Here is a 19,676-nt window from a genome sequence, read left to right as displayed (position 1 = left end):
CGCGTGGGACGGCACGCACCGTGGCGCGTGGGACGGCACGCACCGTGGGACGGCGGGCGCGCGTCGGACGCCGGGCGCGTTCACCAGCTCGGTCTGCGCACCTCCCCGTACCCCCCGCCGTGCGGCCGGTCCTCCAGGTGCAGGTGCGGCCCGGTGGTGCTGCCGCTCTCCCCCACCTCCCCGATCCGCTGGCCCGCGCTGACGCGGGCCCCTGCGGCGACGGAACGCGCCGAGAGGTGGCAGTACACGTAGTCGCGGCCGTTGTCGGCGCGCAGCCCGATCCACTGCCCGTAGGCGCCGCCCTCGTCGTCGGACCACGCGATCGTCCCCCCGCGCACCGCCACCACCGGGGTCCCGGCGGGAGCGGCGTAGTCGTCCCCGGTGTGGAACCCGGCCGCGTACCGGCCGTTGCGCACCCCGAACGGGTGGCTCACCTCGCGGCCCGGCACGGGCGAGGCCACCCGCCCCGCCGCGCGGCCGGGCCGGGCGCTGCCCGAGAACCCGAGCCGGGCGAACGTCTTCGCGCCCGGCGCGCCGTCGGCCCCGGCACCGCGCCAGCCCTGCGCACGCTGGAACGCGGCGCACGCGTCCCTCGTGTGCTCGCCGAAGTACCCGGTGGCACCGCCGGAAATCTCGAACCCCCGCTCTATCAACGCGCGTTGGAACGCCGCGACACAGTCGTCCCGCCGCCCGAACCTGACGTGCGCGAACGTGATGACCGCCATGGCCGGCCCCGCCTCCCCACCTGCCGGGTGCTCACCCGGGCGTGCCGGGATTCTGGCAGTCGTGACCTCCCCGGCTGAATAGCCCGGCAACCGGCAGTTGCCTGCGTCAGTTGACGCACGTCCGGTCCACCGGAAGCACGATCCGGAGCACACGACGCCCGGCCCGAACGGGCGCGCGTCCCACCCCGCGCGCCTCCCAACGCGCGCCGGTGGCGCGGTCATCCGCGGTCGAGCAGGCCCTCGGTGTACACGGCCAGCCGCCTGGCTGCCGCCGGGTCGAGGGTCGGCAGGTCCGGCGGAACGGGGCGCCCGCGGTCGTTCGCCGTCAGGGCCGCCGTCGGCGGCTCGTCGATCCACGCGAGCACCGGCCGCACCGCCTCCTCGACCGGCCGGGCGAAGAAGCGGCCGAGCACGCGGATCGCCCCGCGCACCGCCGGATTGGACACGCTGTCCAGACCGCTGCGGGTGAACCCCGGGTGGTACAGCACGTACCGCGCGCGCCCCGCGGCGCTCTCGGCGAACGCCACGCCCAGCAGGTCGTTCGCCCGGCCCGCCTGGAGCTGGGCGCGCACCTGCCCGTACCGGCGCGTGAGCTGCGGGTCGTCCCAGTGGACGCGGCCCGCGGTGTTGCCGACCCCTGCCACGTTGACGATCACCGGGCGCGGCGCGGCGTCGAGCAGGGGCCGCAGCCGTCGGCCCAGCAGGTAGCGGCTCAGGTAGTAGAGAGAAAAGGTGTATTCGAGCCCTTCGGGCGTCTCGCGGCGGCGCGGGCTGTGCCGGTTGGCGAACAGCGCCAGCGCGTCGACGGAACGATGGTGCTCCGCGATGCGCGCGGCGACCCGTTCCACCTCGGCGGTGGAGGACAGGTCGGCGCGCAGGAACCGCAGGCCGGGGGCGTGCCCCGCGTCGGCCAGCAACGCCTCGCCCTTCGCCGCGCTGCTCCCCACGACGGTCACCGCGTCGCCGCGCGCCAGGCGGGCCAGGGCCACGGCCCGGCCCATGCCGTCGGTCCCGCCGGCGATCACCACCGTCTTCCGCACGGGGCCCGCTGGCCGCTTCCCCCGCTCGTCGCGTGGCTGCTCGGGCGATTGGTCGGGCGATTGGTCGGGTGACTGCTCGGACATGGCGAACCCCGGTGCGTTCTAGGCTTTCCCTGGCGAGCCCCATCCTGGGTCGGCCGGCGCGGCGGCGAAAGAAGGCACTTTCATGTCCGATACGCACACCGATGTTCGCTCCCCGGACGCGGGCCGGACGGCCCCTGCCGAGCCGTCCGTGCTCGCGCACCGGCTGCCACGACCGGTCCCCGCCGCCGAGTTGGCCGCATGCCCCGTCGGGGACGTCTTCCGCCGGGTCGGGGACAAGTGGAGCCTGCTCCTGGTGGTTCTGCTCGGCAGCCGCCCGCACCGGTACAACGAACTGCACCGGTCGATCGAGGGCATCAGCCAGCGCATGCTGACGCGCACCCTGCGCGCCCTGGAGACGGACGGCCTCGTCCACCGCGAGGTGCACCCGACGGTGCCGCCGACCGTCGAGTACCGGCTGACGCCGCTGGGGCGCAGCCTGCTCGAACCGCTGTCGGCCCTCGCCGACTGGGCGGTTCTGCACGCGGAGGACATGGCCGCCGCGCGGGCCGCCGCGTCCTGAGCCCGTTGCGGTCACGGGTCAGGGCAACTCCATGAGGACGCAGGCGACGGTCTTCGGCCGCACCGGGTGGAGCCGCCCGTCGGCCGGGACGTGCTCGTGCGAGCCCGTGCAGTGCTTCTGCTTCTTGTCCCACCCGGTGTAGAGGTGGACGACGTAGCCGGTGTTGTTGCGTGCCGACTCGGTGTGGAACGGCGGGCTCAGCAGCGTGTAGCCGAGCACCCCGTCGACGGGGTGGTGACTGCCGTGGCCTTTCGCACGGGAATGGAGGTGCAATTGCCGGTCGCCCGCGGGTTCGGTCGCGGGTCCCGGCGTGGTGGCCGGAACGTGCGTTCCCGCGGCGCCCGCCGCGGGAACGGTCAGCAGTCCGGCGAGAAGAATGGCAGGGGCGAGGAACGCGGACAAATGCTTGGGCATGGGTGACTCCCGACATCCGGTGGGCGGTGCTTCACGTGGCGCCGCGTCGTCGCCCTCGATATCGGCTCCGCACGCCCCGGATAAACCCGGCTGTTTCCCGATTTCCCCAAGTGTGCCGACCGGGTCACGTGCTGACCGGAACGCGCTCCCGTAGTTCCGGACCGTACCCGTTACCCATGTCCCGATGATATGAACTTCCCGGGCGCACCCCACACCCCCACATGACCCCGCGCGACGGTTTCCTCAATGGCCCGCTCCACAATGCGCGTCGCCTCGGCCGGGGAACTGCTTTTGACGAGGGCGCTCAACCGCTGGGCCTCTTCCGTGCTCGGCAGAAAACCGATCAGCACGAGCGGCAGCATCAGCCGCCGGGCGAGGGCTTCCCGGTCCGACGTGGCATGCGGTCGGCGGACGACCGAGACGTTGACCCGGACCGCGTGCTCGTTGCCCGGGGGAACGCCGGGCCGGTCCGTCTCGATCGCCGCGTAGCGGAAGCCGTGCGCCAGGTCGCACGCGGAGCAGCCGACGGGACCACGGCCGAGCCGTTCACCGCACGACGAGCAGCCCAGCCGGTCCAGCGCGGCGTCCACCACGCGCCAGTCGTGGCGGTCGGGTTCGCTCACCACCATGGCGGCGAGAGCGGCCTCCTGGTCGCGGTCGGCGTCCCACTCGCGCAGGAACGCCGACCACTCCGACTCCACGATGCCGTCGACCAGCTCCCGGCAGACGGAACAGGCGGCCCCGCCGCTGTACTCGTACCCACCGCACTCCGCACAGCGGCGCAGCGCCGCCCCGACCGCCGGTCTCGTCATGGCGTCAACGAGGCGGGAGGCCGGCCTGCTTGACCGTCGAGACGAACGACTTCCAGCCCGCGAACGGCATCACCAACGCCGGACCGCCCGGAACCTTGCTGTCCCGCACCGGCACACCGGCGGCGAAGCCGTCAACGACCTCGACACAGGCACCTGCGCCGTTCTCGCTATGGCTGGAGCTCCGCCAGCCACCGAGCCGGGAGGCATCAGCAATCGCCTTCATCGTCATACTCTTTCAGGTAGCCACGGATCACTTCTCGGGATTCTTTCTCCGGCAGGGCCATCGCCCGCACTACGTCGAAACGCTGAACATAGGTGGCGAGCCTCCGCGGGGATTGTACTGTCTCGCCTGAATCGAAGCTCTCGACGTTGGCGACCGAGCTGCCGTCGCGAAGCGACATGAGCGTCAGACTGCCGCCCATCATCGGGTACATGGCCTGCTCGAAGGGCAGCACCTGGATGACAGTGTGCTCCGACTTCCCAACGGTCAGTATGTGGCTGATCTGCTCCCGCATGGTTCGGCGGCTGGCCGCAGGACGCCTCAGGGCCGCCTCATCCATGATCGCCCAGTAGAACGGTGGCTGCTGCTTCGCGAGCAACTGCTGCCTCTTCAGCCGGAACTCGACTCGCGCCTCCGCCTCATCGGCGGTCTCCCAGGGCAGTGACGTCCGGAACAGCTCCCGCGCGTAGTCCCGGGTCTGGAGCAGCCCGGGGACCAGGCTGCTGGTGAACACCTCGATGCGCAGCGCCTCCCGCTCACTGCGCAGGAAGTCACGGCCGTAGGCGGGGATGGCCAGTTCCTGCGCCATCAACAACAGCTCGGCGAATAGATTGTCCGTTCGGAAGAACTCGTCCAGCGCCTTCACCAACGCCTCGGTGGCGCGCTGTTCGCCGCGTTCCACGCGGCCGATGAAGCCGTAGGGGAAACGGATCTGTTGGGACAGTCCCCGTAGGGACAGGCCCGCGCCCTCGCGGGCACGCCGCATTCTGCGGCTGAGCATCACGCTCGGAGTGGTCCTGTCATCGTCGAACAACTCCATCGAACACCTGCTTTCGAAACGCCGAGTCCCGGGCACCACTGGGCCCGGTCCGGGTGTGTACGGAATGCCGTGGGACGGCAATAGTGGTACTCACGCGGTCGGTTCACGGCTCACACGGCGAATCGGCTTCGTGCGCCCCGCGGGTGGTGGCCCCCACCCCGGGGCATGGCCATCAACAACGAGGAAGTCGACGACATGACCCAACTTACCCCGCCCGCCCTCTCCTGCGGGAGGGTACGAGCGAAATGACCGAGGAAGAGGCCCAGGAGAAGCCGACGACGGAGGTGCGGAGGAACCCCGTTCTTGAGGAACTGGCGCGCGAACTCGCCCAACTCAACCGCGAGATCGACGAGCACCTCAACCGGGAGTCCGAATGACCGCAGCGGACACCACGGAGTGGGTGCTCCGTGAGGGGCGCGCGGAAGGCATAGGCGGCGTCGTCTGCCTCGGTTGCGCCGAGACCTCCGGCTGGGCCGACTACGACCCCAGGCCCGCCGGCGCCTGGGCGATCGAGCACACCAGGCGGAACGGCCCTGCGCACGGAAGGTTCGTGGTCACCGCGCACAAGGCGTGGCGGGTCGATCGTGCCGCTTCGGCCGGCCGACCGGTCGCCGTGGCGGAGGTGGCGGCCCAGGTCCTCGTCGGCTGCGCCCTGGTGCTCGCGGTCGCGGTAGCGGTGGTGGCCCGGTGACCGGGGTTCTCGTCGCGGTGGAGATCAGCGCCGCGAACGTCCGCCGTGGCGATCAAGTCATGGTCGGGGGGCAGGCGTTCACCGTCCGGGACATGATCGCGGTCACCGGCGGCGGCAAGCGGCTCGAATTCACCAGCGGCGAGTTCCTGACCCTGCGGTCGACCACCGTGTTGTGGGCCGCCCGCCGCGTCTCCCCGCGCCTCGCCCGCCCGCCCCGGCCGACCTTCCGGTGATACGGCCCGCGCCACAGGGCCACGCACGGAACGCCCCGCGCCCCCGGTCACGGACGGAGACCCGTTCCGGTCCGGGGGCGCTCGGGCAGCCGCCGATCACGCGGGGGCGGACATCGGCGCCGTGCGCGTCAGCCAGGCCCGCATGTCGTCCGGCAGGCCGCTGACCGCCGCCTCGAACAGCGCCCGGGCCTCCGGGTCTTCGCAGACGTCGTGCCACTGGCCGTTCCTGCCCCGGTGGAAGAACTCGAAGCGCGCCGCCATGTCCGCCGTGAGCCCGCCGGCCAGGATGCGTTTCCACTCGGCCTTCATCGCGGGGAACCGGCAGGCGGCCACCAGCTCCGGCCAGCGCGACTCGTCGACCGGGATACCGAGGAACGCGCTGACCCGCCGCATCTGCCCGTCGAGGTCGTCGAGCAGGTCCTGGTAGTGCAGGACCAGAACGTTCGGCCGGTCGCGCAGGTGCCACCACGAAGCGAGGTGGCGGGTGGGCGAGTTGAACGGCCAGCCGTTCGGCTCCCACGGGAACGCGCTGCGGGTGAAGTACGCGCGCCAGAACGACGCGAGGTCGCGGGGGATCTCCGGCAGGCGGGGCGTGTGCACGTCGTCGCCCGCCGGGGGCGGCGGCAGTTCGTCTGCGCTCCGATGCATCCCGTAGGCGTGGTTGTGCGCGGACACCGCCGTGTCGCGCGGATCGCGCGCGACGACGAGGTAGGAGGTCTCGGGGTCGAGCGGCAGGCCGTCGGCCGGTAGGTGGCTCTTGATGAACCGCCGGTGCCGTTGGGCTTCGAGCGTGCGCACCATGGTGTCGCGCGGGACGAACGCACCGTCGAGCCATGGGCTGATGTCCATCAACGGCCCGGGGAGTCGCGGGCTCTGGAACACGAGCACGGACACGATGCGCTGCGTCCACGTGGTCCCCACCTTGGGCGGGGTCGAGATGACGATGTCGCCCGGGCGCCGCGTGAACCCGTCCCAGTTGGTGCTGTCCATGGCGAAACTGCGGTACGTGCGCGCGGCAGGAGCATCCATGTGCCGATGTTGTACCGCCCGCCCGGTATTCATGCGGCTCGTCCCGCCAGATCCCCCGTCGCACAGGTGCGCAGGGGTGCCGGACCACTCTCTCACCCGACAACAATGCCCCGCCGAACGGCACGAAGATCGAGGAAAAACCATCGGATTAATCTTCAACTACCTGTTGTCGGAGTGCTGTTGCGCGCGGGACACTCGTGGACGACCTCCCCACCGGAGGAGCTGCTCCACAGCAGCCTCTGGCGCAGTGCATCCCCCTGCATCCCCCCATCAGGAGGTTGTGATGAAGGCAACCCGCCGTGTGGCGGGATTGGTCTCCGGACTGATCGCCGCCTGCATGCTGACCCTGGTCGGCGCGACGCCCGCCTCGGCGGCCACGTGGAAACTGACCTGGTACCCGGGTCACGAGCAACGACTATGCCTGCCCCCGGGTGGTTCGTGGCCCAACGCCTACTTCCTCGCGTCGGTGGAAGGAGTCTGGACCACCGACATCAACCTCGGAATCCGGGACCTGCCTCCCGGCTCCTACAGCGACGGCGGCAAGATTTTCGCCTCGGACTGGCGTGAAGACCGCAACGCCTTCGTCGGATTCGTCCATGTGTCAATCGCGCCGGCACCGGCCGGCGAATACGTCGCAGAACTCTGGGCCGACGACGGATCGGAAGTCCAGACCGAGCCTGTGATCGTTTCTTTCTCCCACGACTGCTGAACAACCCGCGGACGACTGAACGAAACGGTCGCTGACCGACCCGGCCGGGCACCACCCGACCAGCGGAGGGCGCGGCGCCACCCCCCATGCGTCACCCCACAGGAGGTAGTGATGAAGACAACCCGCCGTGCGGCCGGATTACTCTCCGGACTGATCGCCGCCGGCACGCTCACCCTGGCCGGCGCGACGCCCGCCTCGGCAGCCACCTGGACACTGATGCACCACCCGGGTCACGAGCAGCGCGTATGCCTGTGGCCGAACACTTCATGGCACGGCACTTATCTGCATGCGCCGTTCCAGGGAGTCTGGACGACCGACATCGACCTTTCCATGCGGAACCTGCCTCCCGGCTCCTACAGCAACGGCGGCCTCATGCAAGGCCCGGGCTCAAGCGTGGACGGCACCTCCGCCGTCGGGTTCGTCCACGTGGAGATCGTGGGCGCGCCGGCGGGCGAATACATCGCAGAGATCGTGGCCGACGACGGGACAGAGACCCAGTCCATCCCCGTGATCATCACCTTCTCGGAAAACTGCTGAGGAACGAACGTCTGCACACGAAGGTGCCCGCCCACCCCGACCGGGCGCCTTCCGGCGCCCCCCTCTCCGGACAGCCCCCAGGCTCCCCACAGGAGGTTCTGATGAAGACGACGCGCCGTGCGGCCGGATTGCTCTCCGGCCTGATCGCCGCCTGCACGCTCGCTCTGGCCGGTGCGACACCGGCCTCGGCAGCCACGTGGACACTGGTGCACCACCCGGGTCACGAACAGCGGATCTGCCTCCCCCCGGAGAGGTCGATGCCCAACACCTACTTCCTCGCCGCGGTGAAGGGGACCTGGGACACCAAGATCACGACCGGGGTCAGGAACCTGCCCCCCGGCTCGTACAGCAATGGTGGCGCGATACACCCCTCGGAGTGAAACGAGCGCTACAACGGCTTCACCGGATACGTGCACGTGTCGATCGCGGCGGCTCCCGCCGGGGATTACATCGCGGAACTCTGGGCCGACGACGGAACGGACGTCCAGACCGCTCCGGTAGTGATCTCCTTCTCGGACAACTGCTACGGCGACTGAGCATCATCGGGGACGCCGGACCCATTCGCGCCCGGCGTCCCCCGACGCTCCATCTCCCGCGGATCAGCATCGGTCAACCCCGACTCCTCCAGACACCCCAGCCCCTCGGCAACAGAGCGGGACAGGGAGTTGAGCAACGCCATCCGATCATCCGGCTCAGCCCCGGGCTTCATGTGCAGCCGCGCAGTCAGCAGGTGCCCTTCCCTGCCTGCCACGTCGCAGGAAAAATAAAGAAAAGCATCATTCTCGCCCAACGTGAGCGCTTTTTCCCCGCGCTCGTAGAAGACGTTCGCCGGATCATCCCGGAGTTCACTGTCGTCTTCAGCGACGACGAGACCCGATGGCTCCCAGCGGAAATAAAACCGCAGGTTGGGCACGCCCAGGTCCACGGACGCCGCGTGGATGCGACAGAAGCCTTCCTCGTATCCGTCAAGATTCCGGATCGCCTCCAGCAAAGAGGGCAGCTCGTTTACATACCCCGGCGCCTGGGTCGTGAAGAACTCCACCGCCCCGGTCGCCCTCTCCAGCTGTTCCGCAGCAGCTCCGGAAAACGCCCCTTCGCACACGTCCCCCGCCCCAACCCACTGTTCCTCCGCACTTCCGGCGGCGCCTCCCTCTTCGCCCCCTTCCACGCACCCCACGGCAACCAGGAGCGATGCGGCAACGGCAAGGCATCCGAGAGCCTTCCGCACCACGCGATGCCTCGGTTCTGATATGCACATGCCCGGTGCCCGCCGACTCATCCCAGCGAACGCGGCAGCGGCTGCGGCACAGCCTCGGTCAACCCCGACTCCTCCACACAGCCCAACCCTTCGGCAACGGTGCGTGCAACAGCGTTGAGCAAACCGATCCGATCATCGGGGTGGGCTTCAGGGTGGACGTGAAGACGCGAGCTGAGCATATGCCCCTCACGCCCCTCGACCGAGCACTTGAATACGAGAAATGCTCCACTCGGCCCAAGCGTCACCGCCAGTTCTCCAATATCGTAGACAACCGCTTCCGGGTCCTCCCAAAACCTACTGTCCTCTGGGCGCTCTTCGGGTTCAGTGCCCGCCCACCGGAAATAGAACTGCACTGCCGGCATGCCGTCACCCGATGCAGGATTACGAATGCGACAGAACTGCTCCTCGTACTCCTGCGTCTCGCGGAGCACCCCGAGTAGGGACTCAAGGTCAGTGGGATCTCCAGGAAGGAACGAGGTACTGAACTCGGTTGCTCTCGACGCTCGCTCAAGATGCTGGACGGCCGTTGCAGAGAGCACACCGCCACACACCTCTTCGGCCGATATGAATCGCTCTTCGGGCGACGGCGCACTTTCCTCGCCGCCTCCCAAGGAACAGGAAACAAGGGAAGCCGCAACCAATGCAATACTCATGGATAACAAGCCAGATTTCCTGGGCCCGGAGCGCGTAAACGCCATTCCCCCCCCTCTCCGCTGCCAAGCGCAGCAGCTCAAACACTCAGTCGCATCCGCGCCTGGAAGGCCCGCCATGCGCTCAATCTTCTCCCCCGCCAACTAAGAGAGACGGAGTCACCAGGCCGCCCGCGGCTAGCGCTCCAGTCTTTGCGGCACTCCGTCGGTCAACGCCGACTCCTCCAGACACCCCAGCCTTTCGGCCACAGACCGGGCCAACGAATTGAGCAGCGTTATCCGGTCATCCGGCTCACCTGCGTCTTGGATGCCAACCCCCAAACGGACACTCACTGACTCCTCTGCCCTGCCCTCAACCGAGCATGGAAAGTAGATCGCCGCACCGCGTCCAAGCGTGACCGCTTCCTCACCCGTGTCATAGAAAAGGTTCACCGGGTCGTCCCGCAAGGCGGAATCATTCGAATCAACCGACTGGCGTTCCACCCAACCGAAGAAAAATTCCAGAAAGCGGTGAGGCTGGGATGCTGGAGTGAGAAGCCGGCAGAACCCCAATTCGCGACTATCCGTAACCTGTAACGCATCTACGAGTGCTGGCACATCGGACGGTTCGCCCGCCAGCAAGAGATGCTCAAAATCTTCCGAACGGGTGATACTAATCAGCTCTTCCGTCGCGCCGGACAAAGCACCCCCACAGACCTCGCCGGCTGCGACGTATACCTCCGACCTTGATCGCTCGCCCGTCACGTCGCCACTACCTTCTGCACAGGCCACACCAACGAGCGAAAATGGCATGACAGAGGCAGCAAGCCCTCTCATGAAGGAGCGACGGCCGGACCGATGCACTTCATACTCCCTTGTTTCGCGCTGGAGCTGTTTTGGATGGCGGGAATCAACGCGGCAGCGGCTGCGGCGCAGCCTCGGTCAATCCCGACTCCTCCACACAGCCCAGCCCCCCGGCAACGGTGCGTGAAACAGCCTGGAGCAAACCGATCCGATCATCGGGGTGGGCCTCGGGGTGGACGTGCAGACGCGAGCTGAGCATATGCACCTCACGCCCCTCAACTGAGCACTCGAAAACGAGCAGCGCACCGCTCGGCCCGAGCGTCGTAGCCAGTTCTCCGACATCATAAGGAACCGCTCGCGGGTTGTCCCACAAGCTGCTTTCCTCTACGGGTTCGACAAGTTCGGCGGGTTCCCATCCAAAGTAGAAATTGACCGTCGGAATGGCAGGGTCTGACGCTGGCGTATAGATGCGACAGAACTGCTCCTCGTACTTTTCCGTCTCATGTAGCACCCTGAGCAGAGACTCAAGATCATTGGGGTCGCCGGGGTGAAACAAGGCAAGAAACTCATCGCTTCTTGCTGCTTCTTCCAAATGTCGTGCCGCCACGTCAGAAAGCACGCCGCCACACACCTCACGGGCATGCGTGAACTGCTCATCGGGCGAAGTCACAGTTTCCTCATCGCGCCCCACGGAACAGGAAACTAGGATAGCTGCGACCAAGGTAACGACTATAGATAACAGACCAACTTTGCTGGGGCCGGAGCACATTAGCATCACAGAGGCAGCACTCTTCCTCGTCAAAGCGGACGGTCATATCGGCGCATTCACTACCCCCTCATGCCGTGATCGAAAGCCGCGTGCTGCGGCGCCCCTCAACGCGATAGCGGCGGTGGCGCATCCTCGGGCAACTGCGATTCCTCCAAACACCCGAACCCCTCGGCAACCGTTCGCGAGACCGCGTTGAGCAAGCCGATCCTGTCGTTGGGCTCGGCGCCTGGGTAGACATGCAGACGGGAGCTGAGTAGATGCCCCTCACGCCCTTCCAGTGGGCAGTCGAAAACGAGCCACGCGCCCCCTTCTCGCAGTGCGACTGCCTCTACACCGAGGGGATAAATGGCCGCTTCGGGATCTTGCCGAAAGGTACTATTTTCCGTGCCATCAACGAGTTCAGCAGGCTCCCAACGAAAGTAAAATTGCACTGCCGGCATAGCAGGATTCGATTCCGGAGTGCGAATCCGACAGAACTGCTCTTCATATTCTTGCGTCTCACGCAGTACACTGAGCAGACTTTCCAGATCGGTAGGTTCACCTGGCAGGAAAGAGGTGTAGAACTCAGTCCCTCCGGTCGCCGTTTCCAGATATCGAACTGCCGTAGGCGACAGCACGCCACCGCATACCTCTTCGGCCGACACAAATAACTCGTCACGCCCTTCAGTTTCCCCGCCTTCGCCCCCTCCTGACGAGCAGGATGCGGTAGTGAACAGCACCGCACAGAGGGCAGCGCCCAGCAGTACATGCATCCGGCGGGTCAATCGAACTTGTCTCATTTCCTTCCTTCTGTCATTGTCAAAAACGCTCAAGAATCAAGGCAATTGGGTTGGCTTCAGTTGCCGTGCGCCTCTCCGAGGCCCACACCGTGAAGATAGACGTGCTCCATTGACTCCAATGCATCGTAGCGGTCACGTGCCCTCATATCAGATTCATCCACCGAAGCGAGATATTCCGCTTTGAGCGCCGCGACTTCGCGTGCTCCGAAGTCGTGGTAATTCGCCGTGGTTACGGCAACTTCTTGGCGTGACGCTCCCTCTGCCTGGAATGCCTGGTCGTAGCCTTGGTTGAAGAACTCTGTGAGAAATCCGCCGCCGACCCCGGCGACCACGGGCACAATGACTACGGCGGGTCCTGAGAGTGATGCGGCCGCTAGGCCCGCCCCTGCTCCAATACTTCCCGTGATGAGCGAGCCCGTTCCGGACTTCGCCCAGCCGGCCATCTGCGACACGTGCTGCTGGGCCGCGGCCGATTCCTCGCCGTACTCAGTGACGATTGCGTCCACCCGCCCGAAGTCCAGGATGCCGCGTACGGTGGCGGCCGTTCTGAGGCTGTCGATGCCCTTGGTGGTGCTGTCCTCGTCCACCGGCGGGAAACGGTCCAGGTTATCCAAGGTGTACAACTGCTGAGCCTTTGTCATGGCCTCATGTGCTTCGGCGTTCTGCCCGAGAGTGGTCAGGAAGCGGATCGTGCTTTCGCGGCCGTTGCCGAGCCATTCGCCACGGGGCGTCTCGTACGTGTCGGGATAGGTGTCCCTTTGCAGCTGGTTGTCCGCCGCCGCCCAGTAGTTGATGTCGGGCATGTACATCCCGGCCATGATGCCCAGGTTCGCGCCCAGCTCGGGGCTTTGTTGGAGCAGTGTCGGGTCGAGGGTGCCGTAGAGGTGCATGACCTGTTCCATGACGGCGGCGCTCTCGGCCGACGTGCTCGTCTGTGCCATGGCGTGCTGCGGGTCGGCGCCGGCCTGGTAGCCGGTGCCCGCCGCGAGCAGGGCCTCGCTGAGCGAGGCGTCGACCGGGGCGTCCGAGGGGGCACCCGGCTCGCGGCTCCACCACTCGCGTTCGGAGGCGAGGTAGAACAGGTTGTCGTTGAGCATCTCCCGGTGCTCCCGCAGCGACTCCTCCTCGCCTTCGCCCCGGACGATCGCGGCCGTCGGGTCGAAGTCGTCCGGTGCGGCGAAGAACACGGTGGCCGCGTCCGGGGACTGGCCGAGGGCCTGGAGGAACCCGACCACGGGGTCGAGCCCCGCGTCGTCCTTGCTCGGGAAGTTGAGCATGGTGCCGTCCACCATGTGCCACACGTCGGAGGGGTCGCGGCCGGTCCCCTGCTCGAACGCCAGCAGGTTCTCGCCGTAGTCGAGGAGCAGATCGCTGTCCCACTCCCCCGACCGCATCAGCGCGCTGGTGACCTGGAACCCGTACGGCCCGGTCACCTCGCCGATCCGCTGGTCGCCGAGGGCGACGAGGTCGCGTTCCCAGCGTTCCATGGCGGCCGTCTCCGACAGCGTCGCCGTGCCCAGGGTCGCGCCCAGGCCGGTCTGGAGCGCGGCGGCGGCCGTCTCCCACTCCTCGCGCTCCGCCCCGAGGGGCCGGTTCGCGGCCGTGGCCGCCCAGAACTCGGCCACGCCCTCGGGCCCGAGTTCCAGAGCGAGGCGTTCGGCGAACACCGGGTCGTCCTTGTACTGGTCGAGCAGGTAGGCCGCGTACGTCATGTCGCCGGCGTCCAGATCCGTGCGGCGCAGCAGGTCCGCGACCGTCGCGACGTCCTGGCGGGCCAGCTCCGCCTCGTTGACCGTCTCGTAGCGGACCGGGCTGAAGCGGTCCGGATCGGTGCCCATCGCGGAACGCAGCGCACGCGCGATCTCGGCGTCGGCGTCGGCCGCCCGGTTCAGGACGCGCCGGATGCGCTCCGAGACGGCCATGACCGCGTCCTGCCGCTCGCGGCGCGTGTCACCGTCGAGGCCGTCGAGGTCGGCGGTCACCTCGCCGGAGGCCCGCACGTGCACGCCCAGTTCGCGGGCGGTGACCTCGACGAGTTCGATGAGTTCGTCCTTGTGGTGCTTCAGGATGCGGTGCCCGTCCCGGCACAGGTCGCGGAATGTGCGGGCCTGCGTCTGGGCCGCGTCGAACTGCTCCGCCTGGTCCCTGACGAACGGCACGGTCACGTTCGCGTTCTCGCCCGCCCAGTTGGCGCGCTGCGTGTGCTGGCGCATGCCGTCGGCCGCGGTCTTCATGTCGCCGAGCCGCCGCACCTGCGTGTCCCACTCGGCGGCGGCCTCGTCCAGCGGGCCGAGCGGCAGGTGGAGCAGTTCCTCGAAGGTCAGGGCGCCGCGTTCCATCAGGCACCGCCGCCCAACGCGTCCAGGCGCGGGTTCGACGCCGGAACGGCCCCGGCGCGCTGGAGCGCGGCGACCGTCTCCAGTTCGTGCGCCGCGTGGCTGTGGACCGTCTCACCGATGTGCCCGGCGATCCGCAGGCACGCGTCGCGCAGCGCGTCGGCCTGGGACTGCCAGCGCCCGGCGACGTCGGCCAGCGCGGAACCGGTGTCGAGGCCGGGGGCGCGCAACGCCGCGCCGGCGGCCTCCGTGGGGGCCTGGGCCACATGCCCGTCGCGGTCGAGATCGTCGGCCAGCGACCCGGCGGCCTCCTGAACGGGCGTCAGCTCCTGCCCGTGGACTTCGAGGTCGCCGCCGCCCCCCGCCCCGGAGTTGAGCCGGGTGCGGGTCAACTCGTCGCGGGCCGAAGCCTGTAACCCGCGCCACTCCTCGTCGAACGACATCGTCTGCCCCCCTCGCCCCGCGCCGGGGCGTGCGCCTGATGCTGAGGTGCACATGATTGCCCACGCTCAGCGACGGCGCAACTACCGTTCGGTGCAAGTTCGGTGGAAGGGGGGAACAGCGGAGAACGGGGGCGAACGGCTCAGAAGACGGCTTCGGTCTCGTCCATGCGGTTCTGCGGGACGCGCTTCAGCTCGGCCGTCGCGTTGGCCAGCGGGGCCATCACGATGTCGGTGCCGCGCAGCGCCGTCATCATGCCGAACTCGCCGCGGTGCGCGGCCTCCACGGCGTGCCAGCCGAAGCGCGTGGCCAGCACCCGGTCGTAGGCCGTGGGCGTGCCGCCGCGCTGGATGTGGCCGAGGATCATGGCGCGGGCCTCCTTGCCGAGCCGGTGTTCCAGCTCGTTCGCGAGGCGCTGGCCGATGCCCGTGAACCGCTCGTGCCCGTACGGGTCGATCTCGCCGCGTTCGTACGGCATGGAGCCCTCGGCGGGGCGGGCGCCCTCGGCGACGCAGATCACGGCGAACTTCTTGCCGCGCGCGAAGCGCTCCTCGACCATCTTGCACAGGTCGTCGATCTGGAACGGCCGCTCGGGGATGCAGATGCCGTGCGCGCCGCCGGCCATGCCGGCCTCAAGGGCGATCCAGCCCGCGTGCCGGCCCATGACCTCGACGACCATGACGCGCTGGTGCGACTCGGCGGTGGTCTTCAGCCGGTCGATGGCCTCCGTCGCGACGCCGACGGCCGTGTCGAAGCCGAAGGTGCGGTCGGTGGCCGAGATGTCGTTGTCGATGGTCTTGGGCACGCCGACCACGGGGATGCCGGCCGCGGAGAGCATGCTGGCCGCCGTGAGGGTGCCCTCGCCGCCGATGGGGATCAGCGCGTCGAGGCTGAGCTTGCGCCGGAACGCCTCCGCGTTGTCGCACGCCTCGGCCAGCCGGTGCCGCTCCAGGCGGCTCGACCCGAGGATGGTCCCGCCGCGCGCGAGGATGCCGCTGACCTCGTTGATGTCGAGCGGCCTGTAGCGCCCTTCGAGCAGCCCTTTGAAGCCGTCCTCGAACCCGATCACCTGGTCTCCGCGGTCCACGACGGCACGATGCACGACCGAGCGGATCACAGCGTTGAGGCCGGGGCAGTCACCGCCGGCGGTGAGGACTCCGATGCGCATGGGGAACGTTCTCCTGCTCGCTTGGGAGGGGTCGGAAGACGGGTGAGCGGCTGTGGTAATGGCGACCGCTCCCTTGCGGCCGTCGGAATTGTGTCACGACACCATGGCTCCTTCGAACGGCCTGCGTCGACCCGGCGCGCGCCCGTGACCCCCTCGCGGGTACGGTCGGAAGAGGGATATCGGAGAGATGCTGCCCAGATCCCCTCAAGGCAGGCTTGCGACGGGACGACCGGGACGGGACGGGAAAGTGACGCGCAGCGTGTACGTGGCGGGCATCGGCCGCGGGGACGGCCGGCAGGCGATCGAGCTGGGGGTCATGGAGCTGCTGACCCGGCAGGCGGGCCCGGTGGGGGTGTTCAGACCGCTGGCCCACGCGGGGCCCGATCCGGTGTTCGACCTGTTGCGTGCGCGCTACCGGCTGGCGCAGTCGCCGGAGTCCGCGCGGGGCATGGAGTACGCGCAGGCGGCGGAGCTGCTGGCGGAACGCGGCACGGACGAGTTGGTGGGCCGGCTGCTGGAGCGTTTCCGCGCGGTCGCGCGCGCCTACGACGTGGTGCTGGTGCTCGGCACCGACTACGCCGACACGCAGTTGCCCGCGGAGTTGACGCTCAACGGGCGGCTGGCGAACGAGTTCGGCGCGGCGGTGCTGCCCGTCGTCTCGGGTCTCGGGCAGGGCGCGGACTCGATCGTGGCGGAGGTGCGCAACGCGCACCACGCGTTCGCCTCGCTCGGCTGCGAGGTCCTGGCGATGATCGCCAACCGGGTGCGGGACAGCGACGCGGTGCGCGCCGCGCGCGAGCTGGCCGGGCACCTGCCCGTTCCGGTGTGGGTGCTGCCCGAGGAGCCCGCGCTCGCGGCGCCGACGGTGGCGCAGGTGGTGGAGGCGCTGGGCGCCGAGGTGCTGCTCGGGGACGCGACGGGGCTCGCGCGCGACGTGCGGGACTTCGTGTTCGGCGGCGCGACGCTGCCCGTCTTCCTGCCGGCGCTGACGGAGAGCTGCCTGGTGCTGACGCCGGGCGACCGCGCGGACCTGGTGGTGGGGGCGCTCGCGGCGCACTCGGCCGGGTCCCCGCCCATCGCGGGCCTGCTGCTGACGCTGGGCGCGCGCCCGGGTCCCGAGACGATGGCGCTGGCCGAGCGGCTCGCGCCGGGCACGCCGGTGCTTTCGGTGCCGGGCGGCTCGTTCGGGACGGCCACGGCCCTGTCGGGGCTTGAGGGCAAGTTGACGGCGGCCACGCCGAGGAAGGCGGAGATCGCGCTCGGCCTGTTCGAGACGCACGTGGCGACCGGGGTGCTCACGGAACGGATATCGCTGTCGGGCGGCGACCGGGTCACGCCGATGATGTTCGAGCACCGGCTGATCGAGCGGGCGCGGGCGGACCTCAAGCACGTGGTGCTGCCCGAGGGCACGGACGAGCGGGTGCTGCGGGCGGCCGAGGTGCTGCTGCGCCGGAACGTGTGCGAGCTGACGCTGCTGGGCGACGAGGCGGCGGTGCGCAAGCGGGCCGCCGACCTGGGGGTGGACCTCGGCGGCGGTGAGTCGCCCGTCCAGATCGTCGACCCGGTGACGTCGCCGCTGCGGGAGCGGTTCGCCGAGGTGTACGCGGGGCTGCGGGCGCACCGGGGCGTGACGTACGAGCTGGCGTACGACGTGGTCGCGGACGTGTCGTACTTCGGAACGCTGATGGTGCGCGAGGGCCTGGCCGACGGCATGGTGTCGGGCGCGGCGCACTCGACGGCGGCGACGATCAGGCCGGCGTTCGAGGTGATCAGGACGAAGCCCGAGGCGTCGATCGTGTCGTCGGTGTTCTTCATGTGCCTGGCGGACAAGGTGCTGGCCTACGGGGACTGCGCGGTCAACCCCGATCCGGACGCGGCGCAGCTGGCGGACATCGCGATCCAGTCGGCGGCGACGGCGGCGCAGTTCGGGGTCGAGCCGCGGATCGCGATGCTGTCGTACTCCACGGGCACGTCGGGTTCCGGCGCGGACGTGGACAAGGTGCGCGAGGCGACGGAGCTGGTGCGGCGGCAGCGGCCGGACCTGAAGGTGGAGGGCCCGATCCAGTACGACGCGGCGGTCGAGCCCTCGGTGGCGGCGACGAAGCTGCCGGGCTCCGAGGTGGCGGGGCAGGCGACGGTGCTGGTCTTCCCGGACCTGAACACCGGCAACAACACGTACAAGGCCGTGCAGCGGTCCGCGGGCGCGGTGGCCGTCGGCCCCGTGCTCCAGGGGCTGCGCAAGCCGGTGAACGACCTGTCGCGCGGCGCGTTGGTGCAGGACATCGTGAACACGGTCGCGATCACCGCGATCCAGGCGCAGCAGGGCACGCGGGAGCGGGATGAGCGCCCGGCGCGGCCGGGGCGCGAGGGACGAACGGAAGCGGAAATGAAGGGGAACGCGTAGTGGCGCACGGGCGGCGGAGTGGGGGCGGCCGGGTGCTGGTGCTCAACTCCGGTTCCTCATCGGTGAAGTACCAGTTGCTCGACATGGCGGACCACTCCCGTCTGGCGTCCGGCCTCGTGGAGCGCATCGGGGAGGGCGCGGGGCGCCTGGTGCACACCCCCGCGGGCGGCGAACGGCGCGAGCGCGAGGCGGACCTGCCCGACCACCGGGCGGCGCTGCGGGCGGCGGCCGGTGAGCTGGCGGCGGACGGCCTCGGCCTTGACGCGCCGGAGCTGGTGGCGGTGGGGCACCGGGTGGTGCACGGCGGGCGGGCGTTCACCGAGCCGACGGTGGTCGACGAGCGGGTGCTCGCCGAGATCGAACGTCTGGTGCCGCTGGCGCCGCTGCACAACCCGGCCAACCTGGCGGGGATCAGGACGGCGATGGACCTGAACCCGGACGTTCCGCAGGTGGCGGTGTTCGACACGGCGTTCCACACGACGCTGCCCGAGCACGCGGCGCGCTACGCGATCGACACGGCGACGGCCGACGAGCACCTGATCCGCAAGTACGGCTTCCACGGCACGTCGCACGCGTACGTGTCGCGGCGCACGGCCGCGCTGCTCGGCCGCGACCCGGCCGAGGTGAACGTGATCGTGCTGCACCTGGGGAACGGCGCGTCGGCCTCGGCGGTGGCGGGCGGGCGGTGCGTGGACACCTCGATGGGCCTGACCCCGTTGGAAGGGCTCGTGATGGGTACCCGCTCCGGGGACACCGACCCGGCGGTGGTCTTCCACCTGGCCCGGGTCGCGGGCATGGACGTGGCGGACATCGACGCGCTGCTGAACCAGCGCTCCGGGCTCGTGGGTCTGTGCGGTGACAACGACATGCGGGAGGTGCTGCGGCGCCGGGCGGAGGGCGACGCGGAGGCGGGACTGGCCTTCGACGTCTACATCCACCGGCTGCGCAAGTACATCGGCGCGTACTGCGCCGTGCTCGGCCGGGTCGACGCGGTGGCGTTCACCGCGGGGGTCGGGGAGAACGCGGCGCCGGTGCGGGCCGCGGCGGTGGCGGGCCTCGAAGGGCTCGGCATCGAGGTCGACGGGGCGGCCAACACCGCGCCCGGCGGCGGGCCGCGGCTGATTTCGCCGGAGCACGCCAGGGTCGCGGTCGCCGTGGTGCCCACGGACGAGGAGCTGGAGATCGCGACCCAGGCGTTCGCGCTGGTCGGTTCGTGAGGCGCGCCGGTGCGCTCGGATAGCCTGATCCCGCCGA

At 69.2% G+C, this 19,676-nt stretch carries 23 protein-coding genes and 1 pseudogene; 9 read left to right on the top strand and 15 right to left on the bottom strand.

From position 1 onward, the window contains the following. Nucleotides 1-80: 80 nt before the first annotated feature. Together LC193_RS23100 and LC193_RS23095 are read right to left on the bottom strand one after the other, a co-directional pair. Entirely contained in the window at nucleotides 81-725 is a 645-nt protein-coding gene (locus LC193_RS23100; protein WP_226077113.1) for a peptidoglycan DD-metalloendopeptidase family protein, read from the bottom strand. 218 nt (nucleotides 726-943) lie between these two features. Next, nucleotides 944-1,849, bottom strand: coding sequence for an SDR family NAD(P)-dependent oxidoreductase (locus LC193_RS23095; protein ID WP_226077111.1), 906 nt, complete (start codon nucleotides 1,847-1,849; stop codon nucleotides 944-946). Between the two features lie 82 nt (nucleotides 1,850-1,931). On the opposite strand from LC193_RS23095, the gene LC193_RS23090 reads away from it, so the two are divergent. Next, entirely contained in the window at nucleotides 1,932-2,369 is a 438-nt protein-coding gene (locus LC193_RS23090; RefSeq protein ID WP_226077109.1) for a winged helix-turn-helix transcriptional regulator, read from the top strand. A gap of 18 nt (nucleotides 2,370-2,387) precedes the next feature. Here LC193_RS23090 and LC193_RS23085 read toward each other — a convergent pair whose 3' ends face one another. From LC193_RS23085 to LC193_RS23070, 4 genes are all read right to left on the bottom strand, one after another. Next, complete coding sequence (locus LC193_RS23085) at nucleotides 2,388-2,783, bottom strand: hypothetical protein (RefSeq protein WP_226077107.1); 396 nt, start codon at nucleotides 2,781-2,783, stop codon at nucleotides 2,388-2,390. Nucleotides 2,784-2,953: 170 nt separating this feature from the next. Further along, on the bottom strand, nucleotides 2,954-3,595 hold the full coding sequence (locus LC193_RS23080) for a hypothetical protein (RefSeq protein WP_226077106.1): 642 nt from the start codon (nucleotides 3,593-3,595) through the stop codon (nucleotides 2,954-2,956). Between the two features lie 4 nt (nucleotides 3,596-3,599). Next, nucleotides 3,600-3,818, bottom strand: a complete 219-nt coding sequence (locus LC193_RS23075) for a DUF397 domain-containing protein (RefSeq protein WP_404819476.1) — start codon at nucleotides 3,816-3,818, stop codon at nucleotides 3,600-3,602. Beyond that, nucleotides 3,802-4,635, bottom strand: a complete 834-nt coding sequence (locus LC193_RS23070) for a helix-turn-helix domain-containing protein (RefSeq protein WP_226077104.1) — start codon at nucleotides 4,633-4,635, stop codon at nucleotides 3,802-3,804. The genes LC193_RS23075 and LC193_RS23070 overlap by 17 nt, the downstream gene beginning before the upstream one ends. A gap of 245 nt (nucleotides 4,636-4,880) precedes the next feature. Here LC193_RS23070 and LC193_RS29020 point away from each other — a divergent pair, with 245 nt between their 5' ends. From LC193_RS29020 to LC193_RS23060, 3 genes are read left to right on the top strand one after another with little or no spacing between them, the layout of a single operon-like run. Next, nucleotides 4,881-5,012 (top strand): hypothetical protein, encoded by a 132-nt coding sequence (locus LC193_RS29020; protein ID WP_264086279.1) that lies wholly within the window; start codon nucleotides 4,881-4,883, stop codon nucleotides 5,010-5,012. Further along, entirely contained in the window at nucleotides 5,009-5,326 is a 318-nt protein-coding gene (locus LC193_RS23065) for a DUF7848 domain-containing protein (protein WP_226077103.1), read from the top strand. The genes LC193_RS29020 and LC193_RS23065 overlap by 4 nt, the downstream gene beginning before the upstream one ends. Beyond that, nucleotides 5,323-5,559 carry a hypothetical protein gene (locus LC193_RS23060; protein WP_226077102.1) on the top strand — a complete coding sequence of 79 codons (237 nt, stop codon included), beginning with the start codon at nucleotides 5,323-5,325 and terminating at the stop codon, nucleotides 5,557-5,559. Before LC193_RS23065 ends, LC193_RS23060 begins: the two co-directional genes overlap by 4 nt. Before the next feature lie 96 nt (nucleotides 5,560-5,655). On the opposite strand, the gene LC193_RS23055 is transcribed toward LC193_RS23060, so the two are convergent. Continuing rightward, nucleotides 5,656-6,588 (bottom strand): sulfotransferase domain-containing protein, encoded by a 933-nt coding sequence (locus tag LC193_RS23055; protein WP_226077101.1) that lies wholly within the window; start codon nucleotides 6,586-6,588, stop codon nucleotides 5,656-5,658. Between the two features lie 283 nt (nucleotides 6,589-6,871). Between LC193_RS23055 and LC193_RS23050 the strand changes: the two genes are divergently transcribed. From LC193_RS23050 to LC193_RS23040, 3 genes and pseudogenes are all read left to right on the top strand, one after another. Further along, nucleotides 6,872-7,297 carry a DUF5980 family protein gene (locus LC193_RS23050; protein WP_226077099.1) on the top strand — a complete coding sequence of 142 codons (426 nt, stop codon included), beginning with the start codon at nucleotides 6,872-6,874 and terminating at the stop codon, nucleotides 7,295-7,297. A gap of 111 nt (nucleotides 7,298-7,408) precedes the next feature. Next, nucleotides 7,409-7,834 carry a DUF5980 family protein gene (locus LC193_RS23045; protein ID WP_226077097.1) on the top strand — a complete coding sequence of 142 codons (426 nt, stop codon included), beginning with the start codon at nucleotides 7,409-7,411 and terminating at the stop codon, nucleotides 7,832-7,834. A gap of 101 nt (nucleotides 7,835-7,935) precedes the next feature. After that, nucleotides 7,936-8,370 (top strand): annotated as a pseudogene (locus tag LC193_RS23040) (DUF5980 family protein). On the opposite strand, the gene LC193_RS23035 reads toward LC193_RS23040, so the two are convergent. The 8 genes from LC193_RS23035 to LC193_RS23000 form a co-directional block, all read right to left on the bottom strand. Continuing rightward, nucleotides 8,358-8,876, bottom strand: a complete 519-nt coding sequence (locus tag LC193_RS23035; protein ID WP_226077095.1) for a hypothetical protein — start codon at nucleotides 8,874-8,876, stop codon at nucleotides 8,358-8,360. The pseudogene LC193_RS23040 and the gene LC193_RS23035 overlap by 13 nt on opposite strands. A 233-nt stretch (nucleotides 8,877-9,109) precedes the next feature. Next, a complete protein-coding gene (locus LC193_RS23030) occupies nucleotides 9,110-9,745 on the bottom strand; it encodes a hypothetical protein (protein ID WP_226077093.1) in 636 nt (211 codons plus the stop codon). A 174-nt stretch (nucleotides 9,746-9,919) separates the two neighbouring features. Further along, entirely contained in the window at nucleotides 9,920-10,486 is a 567-nt protein-coding gene (locus LC193_RS23025; protein WP_226077091.1) for a hypothetical protein, read from the bottom strand. A 145-nt stretch (nucleotides 10,487-10,631) separates the two neighbouring features. Beyond that, complete coding sequence (locus LC193_RS23020; RefSeq protein WP_226077089.1) at nucleotides 10,632-11,216, bottom strand: hypothetical protein; 585 nt, start codon at nucleotides 11,214-11,216, stop codon at nucleotides 10,632-10,634. 182 nt (nucleotides 11,217-11,398) lie between these two features. Then, entirely contained in the window at nucleotides 11,399-12,106 is a 708-nt protein-coding gene (locus LC193_RS23015) for a hypothetical protein (RefSeq protein WP_226077087.1), read from the bottom strand. Nucleotides 12,107-12,129: 23 nt separating this feature from the next. After that, nucleotides 12,130-14,412, bottom strand: coding sequence for a hypothetical protein (locus LC193_RS23010; protein ID WP_226077085.1), 2,283 nt, complete (start codon nucleotides 14,410-14,412; stop codon nucleotides 12,130-12,132). Continuing rightward, a complete protein-coding gene (locus LC193_RS23005) occupies nucleotides 14,412-14,852 on the bottom strand; it encodes a hypothetical protein (protein WP_086157896.1) in 441 nt (146 codons plus the stop codon). The genes LC193_RS23010 and LC193_RS23005 overlap by 1 nt, the downstream gene beginning before the upstream one ends. A gap of 140 nt (nucleotides 14,853-14,992) precedes the next feature. Continuing rightward, nucleotides 14,993-16,018 (bottom strand): ATP-dependent 6-phosphofructokinase, encoded by a 1,026-nt coding sequence (locus LC193_RS23000; protein ID WP_226077083.1) that lies wholly within the window; start codon nucleotides 16,016-16,018, stop codon nucleotides 14,993-14,995. A gap of 247 nt (nucleotides 16,019-16,265) precedes the next feature. Here LC193_RS23000 and pta point away from each other — a divergent pair, with 247 nt between their 5' ends. Next, nucleotides 16,266-18,422, top strand: a complete 2,157-nt coding sequence (gene pta / locus LC193_RS22995) for a phosphate acetyltransferase (RefSeq protein WP_226077081.1) — start codon at nucleotides 16,266-16,268, stop codon at nucleotides 18,420-18,422. Then, nucleotides 18,422-19,639 carry an acetate kinase gene (locus LC193_RS22990; RefSeq protein ID WP_226077079.1) on the top strand — a complete coding sequence of 406 codons (1,218 nt, stop codon included), beginning with the start codon at nucleotides 18,422-18,424 and terminating at the stop codon, nucleotides 19,637-19,639. Before pta ends, LC193_RS22990 begins: the two co-directional genes overlap by 1 nt. The last annotated feature ends 37 nt before the right edge of the window (nucleotides 19,640-19,676 follow it).

The organism is Streptomyces marincola, assembly GCF_020410765.1.
Lineage (GTDB): Bacteria > Actinomycetota > Actinomycetes > Streptomycetales > Streptomycetaceae > Streptomyces > Streptomyces marincola.
Note: the sequence above shows the minus strand (reverse complement) of the source record. Positions and strands in the feature narration are given on the sequence as shown.

What these genes read in the sequence shown, in the direction of transcription:
- LC193_RS23100 (WP_226077113.1), bottom strand. Translation starts at nt 725, where the DNA reads ATGGCGGTCATCACGTTCGCGCACGTCAGGTTCGGGCGGCGGGACGAC.
- LC193_RS23095 (WP_226077111.1), bottom strand. Translation starts at nt 1,849, where the DNA reads ATGTCCGAGCAGTCACCCGACCAATCGCCCGACCAATCGCCCGAGCAG.
- LC193_RS23090 (WP_226077109.1), top strand. Translation starts at nt 1,932, where the DNA reads ATGTCCGATACGCACACCGATGTTCGCTCCCCGGACGCGGGCCGGACG.
- LC193_RS23085 (WP_226077107.1), bottom strand. Translation starts at nt 2,783, where the DNA reads ATGCCCAAGCATTTGTCCGCGTTCCTCGCCCCTGCCATTCTTCTCGCC.
- LC193_RS23080 (WP_226077106.1), bottom strand. Translation starts at nt 3,595, where the DNA reads ATGACGAGACCGGCGGTCGGGGCGGCGCTGCGCCGCTGTGCGGAGTGC.
- LC193_RS23075 (WP_404819476.1), bottom strand. Translation starts at nt 3,818, where the DNA reads ATGAAGGCGATTGCTGATGCCTCCCGGCTCGGTGGCTGGCGGAGCTCC.
- LC193_RS23070 (WP_226077104.1), bottom strand. Translation starts at nt 4,635, where the DNA reads ATGGAGTTGTTCGACGATGACAGGACCACTCCGAGCGTGATGCTCAGC.
- LC193_RS29020 (WP_264086279.1), top strand. Translation starts at nt 4,881, where the DNA reads ATGACCGAGGAAGAGGCCCAGGAGAAGCCGACGACGGAGGTGCGGAGG.
- LC193_RS23065 (WP_226077103.1), top strand. Translation starts at nt 5,009, where the DNA reads ATGACCGCAGCGGACACCACGGAGTGGGTGCTCCGTGAGGGGCGCGCG.
- LC193_RS23055 (WP_226077101.1), bottom strand. Translation starts at nt 6,588, where the DNA reads ATGGATGCTCCTGCCGCGCGCACGTACCGCAGTTTCGCCATGGACAGC.
- LC193_RS23050 (WP_226077099.1), top strand. Translation starts at nt 6,872, where the DNA reads ATGAAGGCAACCCGCCGTGTGGCGGGATTGGTCTCCGGACTGATCGCC.
- LC193_RS23045 (WP_226077097.1), top strand. Translation starts at nt 7,409, where the DNA reads ATGAAGACAACCCGCCGTGCGGCCGGATTACTCTCCGGACTGATCGCC.
- LC193_RS23030 (WP_226077093.1), bottom strand. Translation starts at nt 9,745, where the DNA reads ATGAGTATTGCATTGGTTGCGGCTTCCCTTGTTTCCTGTTCCTTGGGA.
- LC193_RS23010 (WP_226077085.1), bottom strand. Translation starts at nt 14,412, where the DNA reads ATGGAACGCGGCGCCCTGACCTTCGAGGAACTGCTCCACCTGCCGCTC.
- LC193_RS23005 (WP_086157896.1), bottom strand. Translation starts at nt 14,852, where the DNA reads ATGTCGTTCGACGAGGAGTGGCGCGGGTTACAGGCTTCGGCCCGCGAC.
- LC193_RS23000 (WP_226077083.1), bottom strand. Translation starts at nt 16,018, where the DNA reads ATGCGCATCGGAGTCCTCACCGCCGGCGGTGACTGCCCCGGCCTCAAC.